19 protein-coding genes are annotated in these 13850 nt (G+C 67.4%); 7 read left to right on the forward strand and 12 right to left on the reverse strand.

The genetic code is table 11. From position 1 onward, the window contains the following. From cysW to VL52_RS09330, 3 genes are all read right to left on the reverse strand, one after another. Window positions 1-879: a sulfate ABC transporter permease subunit CysW gene (cysW, locus tag VL52_RS09320; protein ID WP_046156773.1), complete on the reverse strand. Its 879-nt coding sequence runs from the start codon at window positions 877-879 to the stop codon at window positions 1-3. Further along, window positions 876-1736: a sulfate ABC transporter permease subunit CysT gene (gene cysT, locus VL52_RS09325; protein ID WP_046156774.1), complete on the reverse strand. Its 861-nt coding sequence runs from the start codon at window positions 1734-1736 to the stop codon at window positions 876-878. Before cysT ends, cysW begins: the two co-directional genes overlap by 4 nt. A 506-nt stretch (window positions 1737-2242) precedes the next feature. Then, window positions 2243-3238: a sulfate ABC transporter substrate-binding protein gene (locus VL52_RS09330; RefSeq protein WP_046156775.1), complete on the reverse strand. Its 996-nt coding sequence runs from the start codon at window positions 3236-3238 to the stop codon at window positions 2243-2245. Here VL52_RS09330 and VL52_RS24990 point away from each other — a divergent pair. From VL52_RS24990 to VL52_RS24995, 6 genes are all read left to right on the forward strand, one after another. Then, complete coding sequence (locus VL52_RS24990; protein ID WP_160298930.1) at window positions 3237-3395, forward strand: hypothetical protein; 159 nt, start codon at window positions 3237-3239, stop codon at window positions 3393-3395. The two genes, VL52_RS09330 and VL52_RS24990, sit on opposite strands and share 2 nt — an antisense overlap. Before the next feature lie 54 nt (window positions 3396-3449). Next, complete coding sequence (locus tag VL52_RS09335; protein WP_046156776.1) at window positions 3450-4325, forward strand: EAL domain-containing protein; 876 nt, start codon at window positions 3450-3452, stop codon at window positions 4323-4325. 60 nt (window positions 4326-4385) lie between these two features. Further along, entirely contained in the window at window positions 4386-4586 is a 201-nt protein-coding gene (locus VL52_RS09340) for a hypothetical protein (RefSeq protein ID WP_144410200.1), read from the forward strand. Window position 4587: 1 nt separating this feature from the next. Next, window positions 4588-5565 carry a GNAT family N-acetyltransferase gene (locus VL52_RS23850; RefSeq protein WP_082113687.1) on the forward strand — a complete coding sequence of 326 codons (978 nt, stop codon included), beginning with the start codon at window positions 4588-4590 and terminating at the stop codon, window positions 5563-5565. Window positions 5566-5669: 104 nt separating this feature from the next. After that, complete coding sequence (locus VL52_RS23240) at window positions 5670-6002, forward strand: P-loop nucleotide/nucleoside kinase family protein (RefSeq protein WP_160298931.1); 333 nt, start codon at window positions 5670-5672, stop codon at window positions 6000-6002. 18 nt (window positions 6003-6020) lie between these two features. After that, window positions 6021-6173, forward strand: a complete 153-nt coding sequence (locus tag VL52_RS24995) for a hypothetical protein (protein ID WP_160298932.1) — start codon at window positions 6021-6023, stop codon at window positions 6171-6173. Here the strand turns inward: VL52_RS24995 and VL52_RS09355 are convergent. Beyond that, a complete protein-coding gene (locus VL52_RS09355) occupies window positions 6170-6829 on the reverse strand; it encodes a TetR/AcrR family transcriptional regulator (protein WP_046156778.1) in 660 nt (219 codons plus the stop codon). The two genes, VL52_RS24995 and VL52_RS09355, sit on opposite strands and share 4 nt — an antisense overlap. A gap of 95 nt (window positions 6830-6924) precedes the next feature. On the opposite strand from VL52_RS09355, the gene VL52_RS09360 reads away from it, so the two are divergent. Further along, window positions 6925-7596 (forward strand): DAPG hydrolase family protein, encoded by a 672-nt coding sequence (locus VL52_RS09360; protein ID WP_046156779.1) that lies wholly within the window; start codon window positions 6925-6927, stop codon window positions 7594-7596. 13 nt (window positions 7597-7609) lie between these two features. Here the strand turns inward: VL52_RS09360 and VL52_RS09365 are convergent, their stop codons facing one another. The 8 genes from VL52_RS09365 to phnG are packed head-to-tail and all read right to left on the reverse strand — an operon-like array spanning window position 7610 to window position 13710. Further along, complete coding sequence (locus VL52_RS09365) at window positions 7610-8173, reverse strand: phosphonate degradation HD-domain oxygenase (RefSeq protein ID WP_070981462.1); 564 nt, start codon at window positions 8171-8173, stop codon at window positions 7610-7612. After that, window positions 8173-9309, reverse strand: a complete 1137-nt coding sequence (locus VL52_RS09370; protein WP_046156780.1) for an alpha-D-ribose 1-methylphosphonate 5-triphosphate diphosphatase — start codon at window positions 9307-9309, stop codon at window positions 8173-8175. Before VL52_RS09370 ends, VL52_RS09365 begins: the two co-directional genes overlap by 1 nt. Further along, window positions 9306-10013, reverse strand: coding sequence for a phosphonate C-P lyase system protein PhnL (gene phnL, locus VL52_RS09375; RefSeq protein ID WP_046156781.1), 708 nt, complete (start codon window positions 10011-10013; stop codon window positions 9306-9308). The genes VL52_RS09370 and phnL overlap by 4 nt, the downstream gene beginning before the upstream one ends. A 4-nt stretch (window positions 10014-10017) precedes the next feature. After that, complete coding sequence (gene phnK / locus VL52_RS09380) at window positions 10018-10791, reverse strand: phosphonate C-P lyase system protein PhnK (protein ID WP_082113689.1); 774 nt, start codon at window positions 10789-10791, stop codon at window positions 10018-10020. Next, on the reverse strand, window positions 10788-11621 hold the full coding sequence (locus VL52_RS09385; RefSeq protein ID WP_046156782.1) for an alpha-D-ribose 1-methylphosphonate 5-phosphate C-P-lyase PhnJ: 834 nt from the start codon (window positions 11619-11621) through the stop codon (window positions 10788-10790). The genes phnK and VL52_RS09385 overlap by 4 nt, the downstream gene beginning before the upstream one ends. After that, a complete protein-coding gene (locus VL52_RS09390) occupies window positions 11614-12699 on the reverse strand; it encodes a carbon-phosphorus lyase complex subunit (RefSeq protein ID WP_046156783.1) in 1086 nt (361 codons plus the stop codon). The genes VL52_RS09385 and VL52_RS09390 overlap by 8 nt, the downstream gene beginning before the upstream one ends. A gap of 1 nt (window position 12700) precedes the next feature. Beyond that, complete coding sequence (gene phnH / locus VL52_RS09395) at window positions 12701-13273, reverse strand: phosphonate C-P lyase system protein PhnH (protein WP_052717396.1); 573 nt, start codon at window positions 13271-13273, stop codon at window positions 12701-12703. Window positions 13274-13275: 2 nt separating this feature from the next. Then, window positions 13276-13710, reverse strand: coding sequence for a phosphonate C-P lyase system protein PhnG (gene phnG / locus VL52_RS09400; RefSeq protein ID WP_046156816.1), 435 nt, complete (start codon window positions 13708-13710; stop codon window positions 13276-13278). Window positions 13711-13850 lie beyond the last annotated feature (140 nt).

Consider the following 13850-nt stretch of genomic DNA (forward strand, 5'->3'; position numbering starts at 1 on the left):
TCAGTTTTCCTTGACGCTGCGCCATTCCACCCAGCTCTTCAGCGCCAGCGTGACCAGGGCCAGCAAGGCCAGCAGGGACGCCACGGCGAAGGCCGCGGCGAAATTGTACTCGTTGTAGAGGATTTCCACGTGCAAAGGCAGGGTATTGGTTTCGCCGCGGATGTGGCCGGACACCACCGACACCGCGCCGAATTCGCCCATCGCCCGCGCGTTGCTGAGGATCACGCCATACAGCAGCGCCCAGCGCACATTGGGCAGGGTCACGTGCCACAACACTTGCCAGCCGCGCGCGCCCAGCACCACCGCGGCTTCCTCCTCCTCGCGGCCCTGGGCTTCCATCAGCGGGATCAGCTCGCGGGCGATGAAGGGCACGGTGACGAACAGCGTGGCCAGCACGATGCCGGGCACCGAGAAAATGATCTTGATCCCGTACTCGGCCAGCCACGGCCCCAGCCAGCCTTGCTGGCCGAACACCAGCACGAAGATCAGGCCTGCGACGACGGGCGACACCGAGAACGGCAGGTCGATCAGCGTGATCAGCAGCTGTTTGCCGCGGAAGTCGAAGCGGGTGGCCGCCCAGGCGGCGGCCACGCCGAAGGCCAGGTTCAGCGGCACCGATACCGCCGCCGCCAGCAGCGTCAGCCTCACCGCCGCCAGCGCGTCGGGCTCGGACAGCGCGGTCAGGTAGGTATCCCAGCCCTTGGCCAGCGCCTCGGCGAACACGACGATTAGCGGCAGCAACAGGAATACGGCGAAGAAGCCCAGCGATAGAGTCAGGATGGTCCATTTGACGGCGCGCGACTCGCGGGTGGCGGCGCGGGATTCCAGCTGCGCGGCCTTGTCCGCCGCCGGGCGCGGATGGGTGATGGCGGCGCTCATCGGGCGGCTCCCGCGCGGCCGTGGCGGCGCGCGCTCCAGAACTGCAGGCCGTTGATCGCCAGCAAGAGCAGGAAGGACGCGGCCAGCATCACGCTGGCGATGGCGGCCGCGCCGGCGTAGTCGAACTGCTCCAGCTTGCTGATGATCATCAGCGGCGTGATTTCCGACACCATGGGCACGTTGCCGGCGATGAAAATCACCGAGCCGTACTCGCCGACCGCGCGGGCGAAGGCCAGCGCGAAGCCGGTCAGCAGCGCCGGCTGCAGCGTGGGCAGGATCACGTGGCGGAAAATCTGCCAGCGGCGCGCGCCCAGGCAGGCGGCGGCTTCCTCCAGCTCGGACTCCAGGTCTTCCAGCACCGGCTGCACGGTGCGCACCACGAAGGGCAAGCCGATGAACACCAGCGCCACCAGCACGCCCAGCGGGCCGAAGGCCACCTTTACGCCCAGCGGCTCCAGGTATTGCCCCAGCCAGCCGTTGCCGGCGTAGAGCGCGGTCAGCGCGATGCCTGCCACTGCCGTCGGCAGCGCGAACGGCAAGTCCACCAGCGCGTCCACCAGGCGCTTGCCGGGAAAGTGGTAGCGCGTCAGCGACCAGGCCAGCAGCAGGCCGAACACGCTGTTGATGGCGGCGGCGGCCAGCGCCATGCCGAAGCTGAGCCGGTAGGACGCGAGCACGCGCGGCGAGGCGGCGGCCTGCCAGAAGCTTTCCAGCGGCTGGCCGGCGGCGCGCAAGGCCACCGCGGCCAGCGGAATCAGCACCAGCAGTGACAGATAGCTGACGGTGAATCCCAATGACAGGCTGAAGCCGGGCAGGACGCGGGGAGGGCGGGGTGGCGGGGCGAGTGTCGCTGACATCGTGGATTCCAATTCATATAACCGAATAAACGATATCTTCGAGGCTCTTATTCTGAAAATAAGTATTTCTTCGTTGCTTATTCGAAATTATGCAAAGTGGGCGAGGGGTGAAGGCTTGGTTTTGTTCTGTCCGGGCTGAATGGCTGTCGGTGCGACAATTCCACTTTCAGAGCGCGCCAGCAAAAAGGCGATGAGCGAGGTTTTAAGCCGCCGCTTGTTCGACGCCGCGCGACGGTAGCGCGCGGCTAGTTTCGGTGGCTCCTCGCTCAGCGCTTTTTGGTCGGGGTTTCGCGGGCTGCAGGGGCGGCCTGGGATCGCCTCTGCGTGCGAATCTTCGATTCGCTCAACAGGGCTGGCCGCACCGCCCCTGGCCCGTTTGGCGGGCGGAACCGCCACCTAAAACATTGTTCGCGCAGCGGACACATTTGCTTATGTAGAGGCAATAGAGATGGCTAAATAGAAACCGCCCGGTGTCGCGTCCGGGCGGTTTTGAATAGCGGGGAGCCTCAGCGCGCCACGATCTGGTCGAACACCCCGCCGTCGGCGAAGTGGGTTTTCTGCGCCTTCTGCCAGCCGCCGAAAGTCTGGTCGATGGTGAACAGCTTCACCTTGCTGAACTGGCCGGCGTATTTGGCCGCCACCTTGGCGTCGCGCGGGCGGTAGTAGTGTTTGGCGGCCAGGGTCTGGCCTTCGGGGCTATACAGGTATTTCAGATAGGCCTCGGCCACCTTGCGGGTGCCGCGCTTGTCCGCCACCTTGTCCACCACGCTGACCGGCGGCTCGGCCAGGATGGAGACGGACGGGGTGACGATATCGAACTTGTCGGGCCCCAGCTCCTTGGCGGCGAGGAAGGCTTCGTTCTCCCACGACAGCAGCACGTCGCCGATGCCGCGCTGGGTGAAGGTGATCAGCGAGCCGCGCGCGCCGGAGTCCAGCACCTTGACGTTGCCGTACAGCTTCTTGACGAAGTCCTTGGCCTTGGCGTCGTTGCCGCCGGGCTGCTTCAGCGCGTAGCCCCAGGCCGCCAGATAGTTCCAGCGCGCGCCGCCGCCGGTCTTCGGGTTCGGCGTCACCACTTCCACGCCGGATTTGACCAGATCGTTCCAGTCCTTGATGTGCTTGGGATTGCCCTTGCGCACCAGGAACACGATGGTGGACGAGTACGGCGAGGCGTTGTTGGGCAGCCGCTGCTGCCAGTTGGGCGCGATGGACTTGGCCTGGCTGGAGATCTCGTCGATGTCGTAGGCCAGCGCCAGCGTCACCACGTCGGCGTCCAGGCCGTCTATCACCGAGCGCGCCTGCTTGCCGGAGCCGCCGTGGGACTGCTTGACGGTGACGGTTTCGCCGGTCTTGGCCTTCCAGTACTTGGCGAAGGCGGCGTTGTAGTCCTGGTAGAGCTCGCGCGTCGGATCGTAGGAGACGTTGAGCAAGGTCACGTCGGCGAAGGCGGAGGCGCTGCCGGCGAGCAGCAGGGCGATGGCGAGGTGGTGCAGGGGGCGCATGGCTTTGTTTCCCGTGATGATGAATGTTCTGATGGGGAGCACTGTAGGCAGGCCTTTCCGCAGCCGGGAAGCAAGAAAATCTGCAATCGATATCGAAAATACGGCAAAAGCCATCATTCCGGAAAAACAGATAGGCTTATCGGCAAATCGTATATGACCTTGTCACGGCCGGGGCTATAGTGGCGCCAATTCCACCACCCGGGGTCAGGCCATGAAACGATTCAAGCCCGTCAAAACCCTGCCAGCCGGCTTTGCGCCCGCCACGCTGGCCGCCTGTCAGCAGTTGTTGCAGCAGGAGGGCGTGCAGATCAGGCTGCAGTGGAATGAACAGGAAGTCTTCGCCAGCTTCGACGGCTGGTGGCTGTGCAGCAGCTTCATTCCGCAGGCCAAGGTCAGGGACGGCCGTTGCCAGCTGCAGCAGTACGCGGCGCGGCTGCGCATCTTCGGCCAGTTCGGCCAGGCGCTGCCGGCCAATTGGCTGTTCGCGATGAATTACGGCGAGACCAAGGCGGTGGCGCTGCTCAAGCTGATCCGGGTGCTGCACGTGCTCAACCATCTGGGGCGCAATGGCCGCCACCTGCCGCTGCGGATAGACGTCGACCCGCGCATCTGCCACGCCTACAGCGACCGCATCGTCGACTTCACCGCCCGCCTGCTGGAAACGCTGGAGTTTCCGGCCAACCTGTCGCAGATGCTGCTGTTCCTGGACGAGCGCACCGGCGAGCTGGGACTGTCGCTGCTGAGGCGCTACCGCCAGCACGGCCACCGGCTGGCGCTGGGCGACTTCGGCGCCGGCGGGCAGGATCTGTTGCGGCTGTGGCGGCTGGAGCCGGACGGATTGGCGCTGGCCCCGCGTTTCATGAGCCGGGCGGTGATGTATCCCCGCGTGCGCGACCAGTTGCTGCAGCTGGCGCCGCAACTGGTGGAGCAGGGTTTCGCGCTGGCGGTGGAGGACATCGTCTGTCAGAACATGCTGGGCCTGGCGCAGCGGATGGGCGCCGAGCACTGTTCGGGCCCGCTGTTGTCGGAGCGGCTGAAGCGGCAGCGCGCGGCGCGCGAGGTGGCTTTGTCGGGTATCGCCTGTTAGGATGTTTGCATTTTTGACCATCCGGTCAATTGCATGATGCGATATCCGAGCAGAGGCGAAATGAAACAACTGGCAATGGCGATGATGTGCGCGTGGGGCTTGTCCGCCTGCGTGATCGGCAATACCGACGGCTACCGCGACGTGGCCCAGCTGCAGCGTATGACGGACCAGGCGCTGAAGACCTGCGGCCAGGGCAAGGTCAAGTCGGTAAGTTACGGCAGCTTCACCTGCGCGGCCGGCGACGCGATGGCGGCGAAGTAGCATGGCGGTTACCGATGCGAACGGCGGCCTGTCCATCCGCCTGTTGTGCGCTGCCGACGCCGACGTCTACCAGGCGATCCGCGTCGCGGCCGCCACCCATGATCCGGCGTCCATCCATGCCGACGCCGCCGAAGTCGCCGCGCTGGACCGGGACGCCATCCAGAGGCAGATAGCACCCGGCGACGCGCAGCGGGTTGTGGGCGCTTTCATCGCCGGCGAGCTGGTCGGCGTGGCCGCGCTGCGGCGCAACGTTCTGGCCAGAACCCGCCACCGCGCGGCGGTGCAGGGCGTGTTCACCCGGTCGGAATGCCGCGGCAGGGGCGTGGCGCGCAGTCTGATGCAGGCGGTGCTGGACGAGGCCGCCAAGCTGCCGGGGCTGGCGTCGCTGGAGCTGGCCGTCCATGCCGAAAACGCGCCGGCCAAGGCGCTTTACCAGGCCTTCGGCTTCCGCCGCGTGGGTTTGATTCCCGGCGCGGTGATGGTGGACGGCCGCAGCCTGGACGAAGTGCTGATGCAGCGCCCGCTGAACTTCTCATCTTCCGCCGCCGCGCCGGCTTTCATTCCAGATGGCGATGATTACGCCTTGATCGAGGCGGCGCCGGATGTCGACACTTATCGCCGCCTGCGGGCCGAATCCGGCCTCAGCCCCAAGACCGAGGAAGCCGCTCGCCGCGGCCTGGCCGGCACGCTGTTCGCGGTGCAGCTGCGCCACGGCGGCGAAACCATAGGGATGGGGCGGGTGATAGGCGACGGCGGCGGCTTTTACCAGGTGGTGGACATCGCCGTGCTGCCGGCGCACCAGGGCCGGGGGCTGGGCAAGCGCATCATGGCGGCGATCCGCGGCTACATCGACCGCGAACTGCCGGTCAGCGCCTACGTCAGCCTGATCGCCGACGGCGACGCCAGGCATCTGTACGCCCAGTTCGGCTTCGAGCCCACCGCGCCGCGCTCGGAAGGCATGGCGCTGTTCAAGCGTTGATCCGAAATCTGCCGTCTTGCCCATAGCCTGGACCGAATCATCTTGACGCCGGCGCGGGAATCTCCAAGCCGCCACCGGGGCGGCGTCGTTCTTTAGGCAAGGTCGTGCCAGTGACTCAATTGCATCTGGTGTTCGGTCCGCAAGGGGCCGGCAAATCCACTCACGCGCGCAAGCTGGCCGAGGCCGAGCAGGCGGTGCATCTGGCGATAGACGACTGGATGGGCCAGCTGTTCGGCCCCGACCTGCCGCAGCCGCTGGACTTCGGCGGGGTGATGGAACGGGTGGCGCGCTGCGAGCGGCGCATCTGGCTGACGGCGCTGGCCATCGTCCGCGGCGGCGGCCGCGTGGTGCAGGACCTCGGCTTCATGAAGGCCGCCGGCCGCGGCCGTTTCCTGGCGCTGGCCGACGAGCATGGCTTGAGCGCCAAGTGGCATTAAGTGACGGCGGCGCCGGATGTGCGCCGTCAGCGCGTGCTGCAGCGCAGTGCCGCGCGCGGCGATACTTTCTCCTTTGAAGTGACGCCGGCGATGTTCGACGCGATGGAGACGCAGTTCGAGCTGGCCACGGACGAGGCGCTGGCCCGCTCGGCGGTGATCGCCACCGGCTAGCCTGGCCGCATCCCCTCGTAACACAGGCGCGCGGCGGCCCGGACGCGGGCGCGCAGGGCCGCGTCGACGCCTGGCGTGGCCAGGCCCAGCGCCATTTGCCGCAGCGGTTCGGCGATGGCCATCGCCAGCAGCAGCTCGGCGCAGGTCGCCGGATCGTCCACTTTCAGCAGGCCGCGGCGCCGGCGTTCGGCGAGCCAGTCCGCCAGCAGCGACGCGCTGTGGCGGACGCCGTGCCCGGTATACGCCGCCAGCGCCTGCTCGCGGCCGGGAAAATCGTTGATCAGCAGCTTGAACATGCCCACCGCTTCCGCCGACAGCACCCGCTCGGCGATGGATAGCAGCAGCGTTTCCAGCGCCCGAGGCAGGTCGGCGCTGTCGTCTTGCGGCATATCAACCGCGAAGACCAGTCCCGCGGTCCAGTCGTCGACGATGGCCGCCAGCAGCCGCTCCCGGTTGTCGGCGAAACGGTACACCGTCTTTTTGGCCACGCCGGCGCGCTTGGCCACCGCCTCTATGCTTAATGCCCGGTAGCCGTCGCCCAGCAGCAGCTCGGTTGCGGCCTGCAATACCTGATGGCGCAGCGTCTGTTCCGGGGAGGCGGGACGGCCGCGCGGCCGAGGCGTTGGGGATGCGGAAAGGTCAGGTGGACTTGACATGGCTTCTCATGTTGCTGGAATATGGAAACGTTAATCGTTTCTTAATTGGCCGCGCATTCGCGGGGTCCAGACGATCAAACAGCGAGGAGTGTACTGTGAATGCTCAGAATCGGATATCCAGCCATGATGAACTGCTGTCGCCGCGCCCGTTGCCATTGGAAACCGGCATCCGCCGGCTGGACGACGGCCGGCTGCTGGTGGCGGTGAGAACCGAGCTGCCGGGTTGCGCCGGCCGGATGGTCGAATGGTGGTTCAAGTTCTTCGAAACCACCCAGCACATCCGCTGGTGGCACCCGCACGACCATCACCGGATGCATGGCTGGGACCAGCATTGGCGGCGGGGCGAGAGCTATGTCGGCGCCTGCGTGCGGGCGGAGGAGTCGCTGGGCGATTTTCCGCCGGTGGCGGCGGTGCTGAAGTTTCACGAGCCGGCGGATTTCTTCACGGCTGACGCGCTGGCGCAGGCGAGGCGCGAGCAGGCGGTGTCCGGGCTGGTGTGCGCGCGGATCGCTTTCGGCGACGAGCCCAGGCTGGCGGCCGACGGCGACCCGCTGGACGGCGAGATGATCCATCTGGCGCGCGACAAGCCGCAGGGCGCGGTGCTGCGCAGCCGCTTCGTGCTGGGCGGCGAATCGCCGGTGCCGGACGAGCTGGGCCTGGGCCTGATGCAGCACTGCTACAACGAGTTCAGCAGCCTGGCGCGTTTCCTGCCGTCGCTGTACTACGGCGAGCACGCCAACGGCGAGAAGGGGCCGTTGGCGTGGTGAGCGCGTAAGGGGGCTACGCGCCAGGGCGCGGCTTGGCCAGGTGGCCGGCCATCAGCGGCCACACCCAGTCGGCCGCGTCCAGGCTCCAGCCGCCGTCCTTGGCCGCCTCGTCCAGCTTCCGCAGCGCCAGGATGTCGGCCAGGTCCGGCAGGCGCGAGAAGGCGTCGGCCTCGTCCGCGCGCATCGGCCCGCCCTGGTAGCCCAGCGTGGCGGCGCTGGCCGGCGACAGCGCCGCCAGATACGCCGGGTCGACCGCGCACAGGTAGCGTTTGGCTTCGACGTGCATGCCCACCAGCCGCGCCAGCCGGGGCGAGAAGCCCAGCTGCAGCAGATAGTCGCGCGCCAGCTTGTCGTGGGCCATTACGCCGTAGTCGCCCATGGCCTGAGCGCCGTCGTGTTCCAGCAGATGGCCGATGTCGTGCAGGAAGGCTGCTAGCACCATCTCGTCGTCATGGCCCCAGTCGCGCGCCAGCGTGGCGGCCTGGATGGCGTGGTCGAACTGCGAGACGGCCTCGCCGTAATGGCGGGCGCCGTGTTCGCGGTACAGCTGCTGCAAAACAGCGATGGCGTCGAACATCAGAATACCCTCCCGCCCAGCTTCCACACGCTCCGCACCAGCGGCACATCGCCGCGCGCCGTCATCGCCACCAGATCGGCGCGTTGGCCGACGGCGATGTCGCCGCGGTCGGCGAGGCCCACCGCCCGCGCCGGATTCAGGCTGACGGCGGCGACGGCGCGCGGCAGGCCCCAGCCCGCCACGGCGTGCAGCAGCCAGGCGGCGTGCAGCAGGCTGGCCGGCACGTAGTCGGACGACAGGATGTCCAGCAGGTCGTGGCGAGCCAGCTCCAGCGCCGCCACATTGCCGGAGTGGGAGCCGCCGCGCACCACATTGGGCGCGCCCATCACCGTTTGCAGGCCGTGCGCGCGGGCGGCTTGGGCCGCTTCCAGCGTGGTGGGAAATTCCGAGATCGCGACGCCGTCCCGCAGCGCTTCCTCGATGTGGGCAGCGTCGGTGTCGTCGTGGCTGGCCAGCGCGATGCCGCGCGCCTGGGCCATTTCCACCACCGCCTGCTTGTGGCGGCCGGCGAATTCCGCCTGCTTGGCCTTGCGTTCCGCCACGGCGGCGAGGAAGGTCTCCTCGTCCCAGCCCACCTTTTTCTCGCCATAGTATTTTTTGTATTGCTCCAGGTCGCGGTACTGGCGCTGGCCCGGCGTATGGTCCATCACCGATACCAGTTTCACCGCCGGGTGGGCGATCAGCGGCGTCAATTCGTCCAGCAGTTGCGGGAAGGCCAATTCGCAGCGCAGGTGGAAGAAGTGCTCCGCCCGCAGCGCGCCTTCGTCCATGCCCTGGTTGATGGCGGCGAAGGCGCTGTGCAGCGTGTCCAGCCGCACCCTTTCGCCTTCCAGATCGCCCACCGCCAGCGCGTCCAGCACTGTGGTGATGCCGGCGGCCACGCATTGGGCGTCGTGGGTGATCACCGCCGGCAGAATCGGCCACAGCACGCCGTTGCGCGGCATCAGGTGTTTTTCCAGATTGTCGGTATGGATCTCCACCAGACCAGGCAGCAGCAGCGCGCCGGCCAGATTTTCGCCTTCGGTCAGCGGCTGTTCGTGGATGGCGGCGATCAGCCCGTCTTTAATTTCCAGCGCGCCATTGTCGATCACGCGGTCGGCCAGCACGATGCGGGCGTGGTTCAGAATCTGTTTCATGCTGCGATTTCCGTTTGTTGCGCCAGCGGTACCTGGAACACGCGGCTGGCGATGGCGTCGCGGGTGGGGGCGTCGTGGAAGATGCCGATCAGCGCCGCGCCGCGGGCAAGGGCTTCGCGCATCAGTTGTACCACCACGTCGCGGTTGGCGGCGTCGAGGGATGCCGTCGGCTCGTCCAGCAGCAGTATCGGCCGCGGCGCGATCATGCCGCGCGCGATGTTGACGCGCTGCTGCTCGCCGCCGGAGAAGGTGGCCGGCGGCAGGCTCCACAGCCGCTCGGCGATGTTCAGCCGCGCCAGCCATTCGCCGGCCGTCAGCCGCGCCTCGGCGTCGGCGGCGCCCCATTCGCGCAGCGGCTCGGCGACGATGTCCAGCGCCGACACCCGCGGGATCACCCGCAAAAACTGGCTGACATAGCCCAGCGTGCGGCGGCGCACGGCGGCGATCTCGTGCGGCAGCGCGCGGGCCATGTCCAGCCATGCGCCCTGGTGGAACACGCCGATGCGGCCGCTTTCCACCAGATAGTTGGCGTATAGCGCCTTCAGCAGCGTGCTCTTGCCGGCGCCGGACGGACCGGCCAGCGCCACGCATTCGCCGGCGGCCGCCTGCAACGAGACATCGGTCAACACCGGCAGCCGCAGCCCGCCTTGCTGGTGCAGGGTGAAGGTCTTGCTCAGATTTTGCGCGTCTATCAATAGATTCATGATTTCAGGCCTGCAGGATGGAGGACACCAGGAGCTGGCTGTACGGGTGTTGCGGGTCGTCGAGGATCTGGTCGGTCAGGCCGGCTTCGACCACGCGGCCCTTCTGCATCACCAGCGTGCGCTGCGCCAGCAGCCGCGCCACGCCCAGATCGTGCGTCACCATGATGACGGCGATGCCGGCGTCGCGCACCAGGCGGCGGGTCAGGTCGAGGAAGCGCGCCTGCACCGACACGTCCAGCCCGCCGGTGGGCTCGTCCATGAACACCAGCCGCGGCTGAGTCACCAGATTGCGGGCGATCTGCAGCCGCTGCTGCATGCCGCCGGAGAAGGCGGATGGCTTGTCGTCGAGACGCGCGCGGTCTATTTCGACCTTTTCCAGCCAGTCGCCGGCGGTCTGCCGCAGCCGGCCGTAATGGCGCTGACCCAGCGCCATCAGCCGCTCGCTGACGTTGGCGCCGGCGGAGACGCCCATGCGCAGGCCGTCGCGGGCGTGCTGGGTGACGAAGCCCCATTCGCTGCGCGCCAGGCGGCGGCGCTCGGCCTCGGGCAGGCAGGTCAGCTCGTGCCGCATGCCTTCGCGGTTGGCGAAGCGCACGCTGCCGGCGTCGGCGGCCAGTCGGCCGGCCAGGGTGGACAACAGCGTGGATTTGCCGGAGCCGGATTCGCCGACGATGCACAGCACCTCGCCCGGGTATAGCTCGAAATTGACGTCGAAGCAGCCCTGGCCGTTGCCGTAGTCCTTGCTCAGCCCGCTCACGGTAAGGATGGGCGCCATCATGCTTGTTTCTCCTGCTGGCAATAGTCGGTATCCGAGCAGACGAACATCCGGCTACCGGCGTCGTCGGTGACGATTTCGTCCAGATAGCTCGTGCGCGAGCCGCACAGCGCGCAGCCTTGCTCCCAGCTTTGCGCTGTAAACGGATGATCGTCGAAGGCCAGGCTCTCCACCTTGGTGTATGGCGGAATCGCGTACAGACGCTTTTCGCGGCCGGCGCCGAACAGCAGCAAGGCCGGGCTCATGTGGAGCTTGGGGTTGTCGAATTTGGGAATCGGAGACGGCGAGGCCAGGTAACGGTCGTTGACCATCACCGGGTAGTCGTAGCTGGTGGCGATATGGCCGAAACGGGCGATGTCCTCGTACAGCTTGACGTGCATCAGCCCGTATTCCTGATGCGCGTGCAGCTTGCGGGTTTCCACCTCGCTGGCTTCCAGCGTGCGCAGCGGCTCCGGCTCAGGCACCTGGAAGATCATGATCTGGCCAGGTTTCAGCGGCCTTTCCGGGATGCGGTGGCGGGTCTGGATCAGCGTCGCGTCGGCGGTGCGGGTGGTGGTGGCCACGCCGGCCACGCGGCCGAAGAAGCGGCGGATGTTGACGGCGTTGGTGGTGTCGTCGGCGCCCTGGTCGATGACCTTGAGCACGTCGTCGCGGCCGATCACGCTGGCCGTCACTTGGATGCCGCCGGTGCCCCAGCCGTAAGGCAGCGGCATTTCGCGGCTGCCGAACGGCACCTGGTAGCCGGGAATCGCCACGGCTTTGAGCAGGCCGCGGCGCAGCATGCGCTTGGTGTTTTCGTCGAGGAAACCGAAGTTGTAGCGGTCGTCAGTCATGGCGGGTCTCCTGGTCGGCGGCGGCGCGCAGCTGGCGGATCAGCGCCAGCTCGGCCTGGAAGTCCACGTAATGCGGCAGTTTCAGGTGCTGGACGAAGCCGGAGGCTTCGACATTGTCGCTGTGGTAGAGCACGAATTCGCCCTGCTGCGCTGGCGCGTGGGCGGTTTCGCCCAGCTCCTCGGCGCGCAGGCTGCGGTCCACCAGCGCCATCGCCATCGCTTTGCGCTCGGCCTCGCCGAAGCTCAGGCCGTAGCCGCGGGTGAATTGCGGCGGCGCGCTCTTGCTGCCGGCGAACTGGTTGATCATCTGGCATTCGGTCAGCGTGATCTCGCCGATATCGATCTCGAAACCCAGTTCCTCCGGGCAGACCGTCACGCTGACTTCGCCCATGCGGATTTCCCCTGCGAACGGGTGGCTCTCGGCGTAGCCGCGCTGGGTGGAGTAGGCGAGGCCCAGCAGCCAGCCTTCGTCGCCGCGCGCCAGGTTCTGCAGCCGCGCCGGGCGACCGGCCGGGAACATCAGCGGCTCGCGCGTCAGGTCCACCGGTTCCGGGTCGCCCTCGGGCGGCAGGTCGGCCTCGATCAAGCCTTCGCGGTCCAGCAGCTGCAGCACGCCGGGCAGCGCGTCCGGCAGCGGCTCGGCGGCCTGCTCCAGCTCGATCTTTGGCGCGGCTGCCGTCAGGCCGAAGTCCAGCAGGCGCTGGGTGTAGTCGGCGGTGGGGCCGAGGATCTGGCCGCCCGGCACGTCCTTGAAGGTGCCGGACACGCGGCGGCGCACGCGCATCGCGGCGGTGTTGAGCGGCAGCGTCTGGCCGAAGCGCGGCAGCGTGGTACGGAAGGCGCGCAGCAGGAACACGGCTTCTATGCTGTCGCCGCTGGCCTGTTTCAGCGCCAGCGCGGCCAGCTCTTCGTCGTACAGCGAGCCTTCCTGCATCACGCGGGCCACGGCCAGGCGCATTTGCTGGCGGATTTGGGCGATGCTCAGCTCCGGCGCGGCCTCGTCGCCGCGGCGCGCGGCGGCCAGCAAGTCCCAGGAGCGGGCGATGGCGGTTTCCCCGCCTTTGACGGCTACATACATCTCAACCCTCCCGGATGCGGACGCTGCGCGGCAGGCCGGCGACGTGGGTGTCGGAAATCAGCATGGCGTCCACGCCCAGCGGGAAGCGGGCGTGATTGCGCTGCCATTCGCGCCAGAAGTCTTTGGGCAGGCCGGCGGCGCCGAAACGGCGCGGCGCGGCGAAGCCGGGGCCGCTGCCTTCCACCTGGTCCGCGCCGAAACCATCCACTTCGATCAACAGCGTGGCCGAGCGGTCCGGGTATTCGGCGCTGCCGGCTTTCAAACTCATCAAATCCGGCAGCGGCATGCCGGCGGCGATGACGATAAAGTCGGCTTCTTCCGGCAGCTCGGCCACGCGGATGCCGGTGTGGAAGCGCAGGCTGGCGATGGTGTCGTCCGGCAGCGCCGGCAGCCAGACGCGCACATCCTGATCGGCCAAGGTGTAGAGCAGGGCGGCGGCGGAAGCTTTGAGGCCGGGCAGGGCCGGCGGCAATACCGGCAGCGCGCGCGGCAGCAGCGGCTCGGCCATCGCGCTCAATACGGCGCGGAAGGTCTGCTGGGCGTCATCCACCGGATGGGCAAAAGCGCTATGCATGGTCATTCCCCCCGCACCATGGTGAAGAATTCGACCTTGCTGGAGGCGGCCTCGCGCGAACGGGCGGCGCGGCGTTCGGCCAGTTCGTTCTCCAGCGGCGCGATCCACGCCAGCATCAGCTCGCCGTGGCGGGCAGGGTCTTGCAGCAACGCGTCGGCCTGGGCGATCAGCTCGGCGTGGCGGCCGTCGCCGCCGCGCACCCAGCCGTGGCCGACATGGCCGTCTATCTCGCAGCTGGCGCGGCTGACGCTGATCTCGCCGAGGTTGAAACGGGCGCCGGCGCCGCCACTGCGGCCTTGCAGCATCATCAGGCCGGTTTCTGCGCGGCGCAGCCAGCGCGGGTCGGCGGGCAGGGCCGGCGGCAGCAGGGCCAGCAACCGTTCGATGGGGCTGTTGGCCAGCGCGGAAAGCCAGCGCTGTCGGGTGGAGGTGTCCATCATCTGCCTCATGGTTCAAGAAAGATTCATATAAACGTATAGACGTATGAATGATAATGGCGGGCATCGAAGGACAAACAGCACGCGGCGATGAAGGTTTTGTGACGTTTTCAAGGCGGGCACAGACGATTGCTTTAGCG

Origin of the sequence: Chromobacterium vaccinii, from assembly GCF_000971335.1 — a bacterium.
Taxonomy (GTDB): Bacteria; Pseudomonadota; Gammaproteobacteria; order Burkholderiales; family Chromobacteriaceae; genus Chromobacterium; species Chromobacterium vaccinii.

Coding starts and splice junctions, on each gene's coding strand:
- phnG (WP_046156816.1), bottom strand. CDS start 13,710: ATGGACACCTCCACCCGACAGCGCTGGCTTTCCGCGCTGGCCAACAGC.
- phnK (WP_082113689.1), bottom strand. CDS start 10,791: ATGATGGCGCCCATCCTTACCGTGAGCGGGCTGAGCAAGGACTACGGC.
- VL52_RS09340 (WP_144410200.1), top strand. CDS start 4,386: ATGAAACAACTGGCAATGGCGATGATGTGCGCGTGGGGCTTGTCCGCC.
- phnH (WP_052717396.1), bottom strand. CDS start 13,273: ATGCATAGCGCTTTTGCCCATCCGGTGGATGACGCCCAGCAGACCTTC.
- VL52_RS23850 (WP_082113687.1), top strand. CDS start 4,588: ATGGCGGTTACCGATGCGAACGGCGGCCTGTCCATCCGCCTGTTGTGC.
- VL52_RS09370 (WP_046156780.1), bottom strand. CDS start 9,309: ATGAAACAGATTCTGAACCACGCCCGCATCGTGCTGGCCGACCGCGTG.
- phnL (WP_046156781.1), bottom strand. CDS start 10,013: ATGAATCTATTGATAGACGCGCAAAATCTGAGCAAGACCTTCACCCTG.
- VL52_RS09335 (WP_046156776.1), top strand. CDS start 3,450: ATGAAACGATTCAAGCCCGTCAAAACCCTGCCAGCCGGCTTTGCGCCC.
- VL52_RS09355 (WP_046156778.1), bottom strand. CDS start 6,829: ATGTCAAGTCCACCTGACCTTTCCGCATCCCCAACGCCTCGGCCGCGC.
- VL52_RS24990 (WP_160298930.1), top strand. CDS start 3,237: ATGGCTTTGTTTCCCGTGATGATGAATGTTCTGATGGGGAGCACTGTA.
- cysT (WP_046156774.1), bottom strand. CDS start 1,736: ATGTCAGCGACACTCGCCCCGCCACCCCGCCCTCCCCGCGTCCTGCCC.
- cysW (WP_046156773.1), bottom strand. CDS start 879: ATGAGCGCCGCCATCACCCATCCGCGCCCGGCGGCGGACAAGGCCGCG.
- VL52_RS09390 (WP_046156783.1), bottom strand. CDS start 12,699: ATGTATGTAGCCGTCAAAGGCGGGGAAACCGCCATCGCCCGCTCCTGG.
- VL52_RS09365 (WP_070981462.1), bottom strand. CDS start 8,173: ATGTTCGACGCCATCGCTGTTTTGCAGCAGCTGTACCGCGAACACGGC.
- VL52_RS09385 (WP_046156782.1), bottom strand. CDS start 11,621: ATGACTGACGACCGCTACAACTTCGGTTTCCTCGACGAAAACACCAAG.
- VL52_RS09330 (WP_046156775.1), bottom strand. CDS start 3,238: ATGCGCCCCCTGCACCACCTCGCCATCGCCCTGCTGCTCGCCGGCAGC.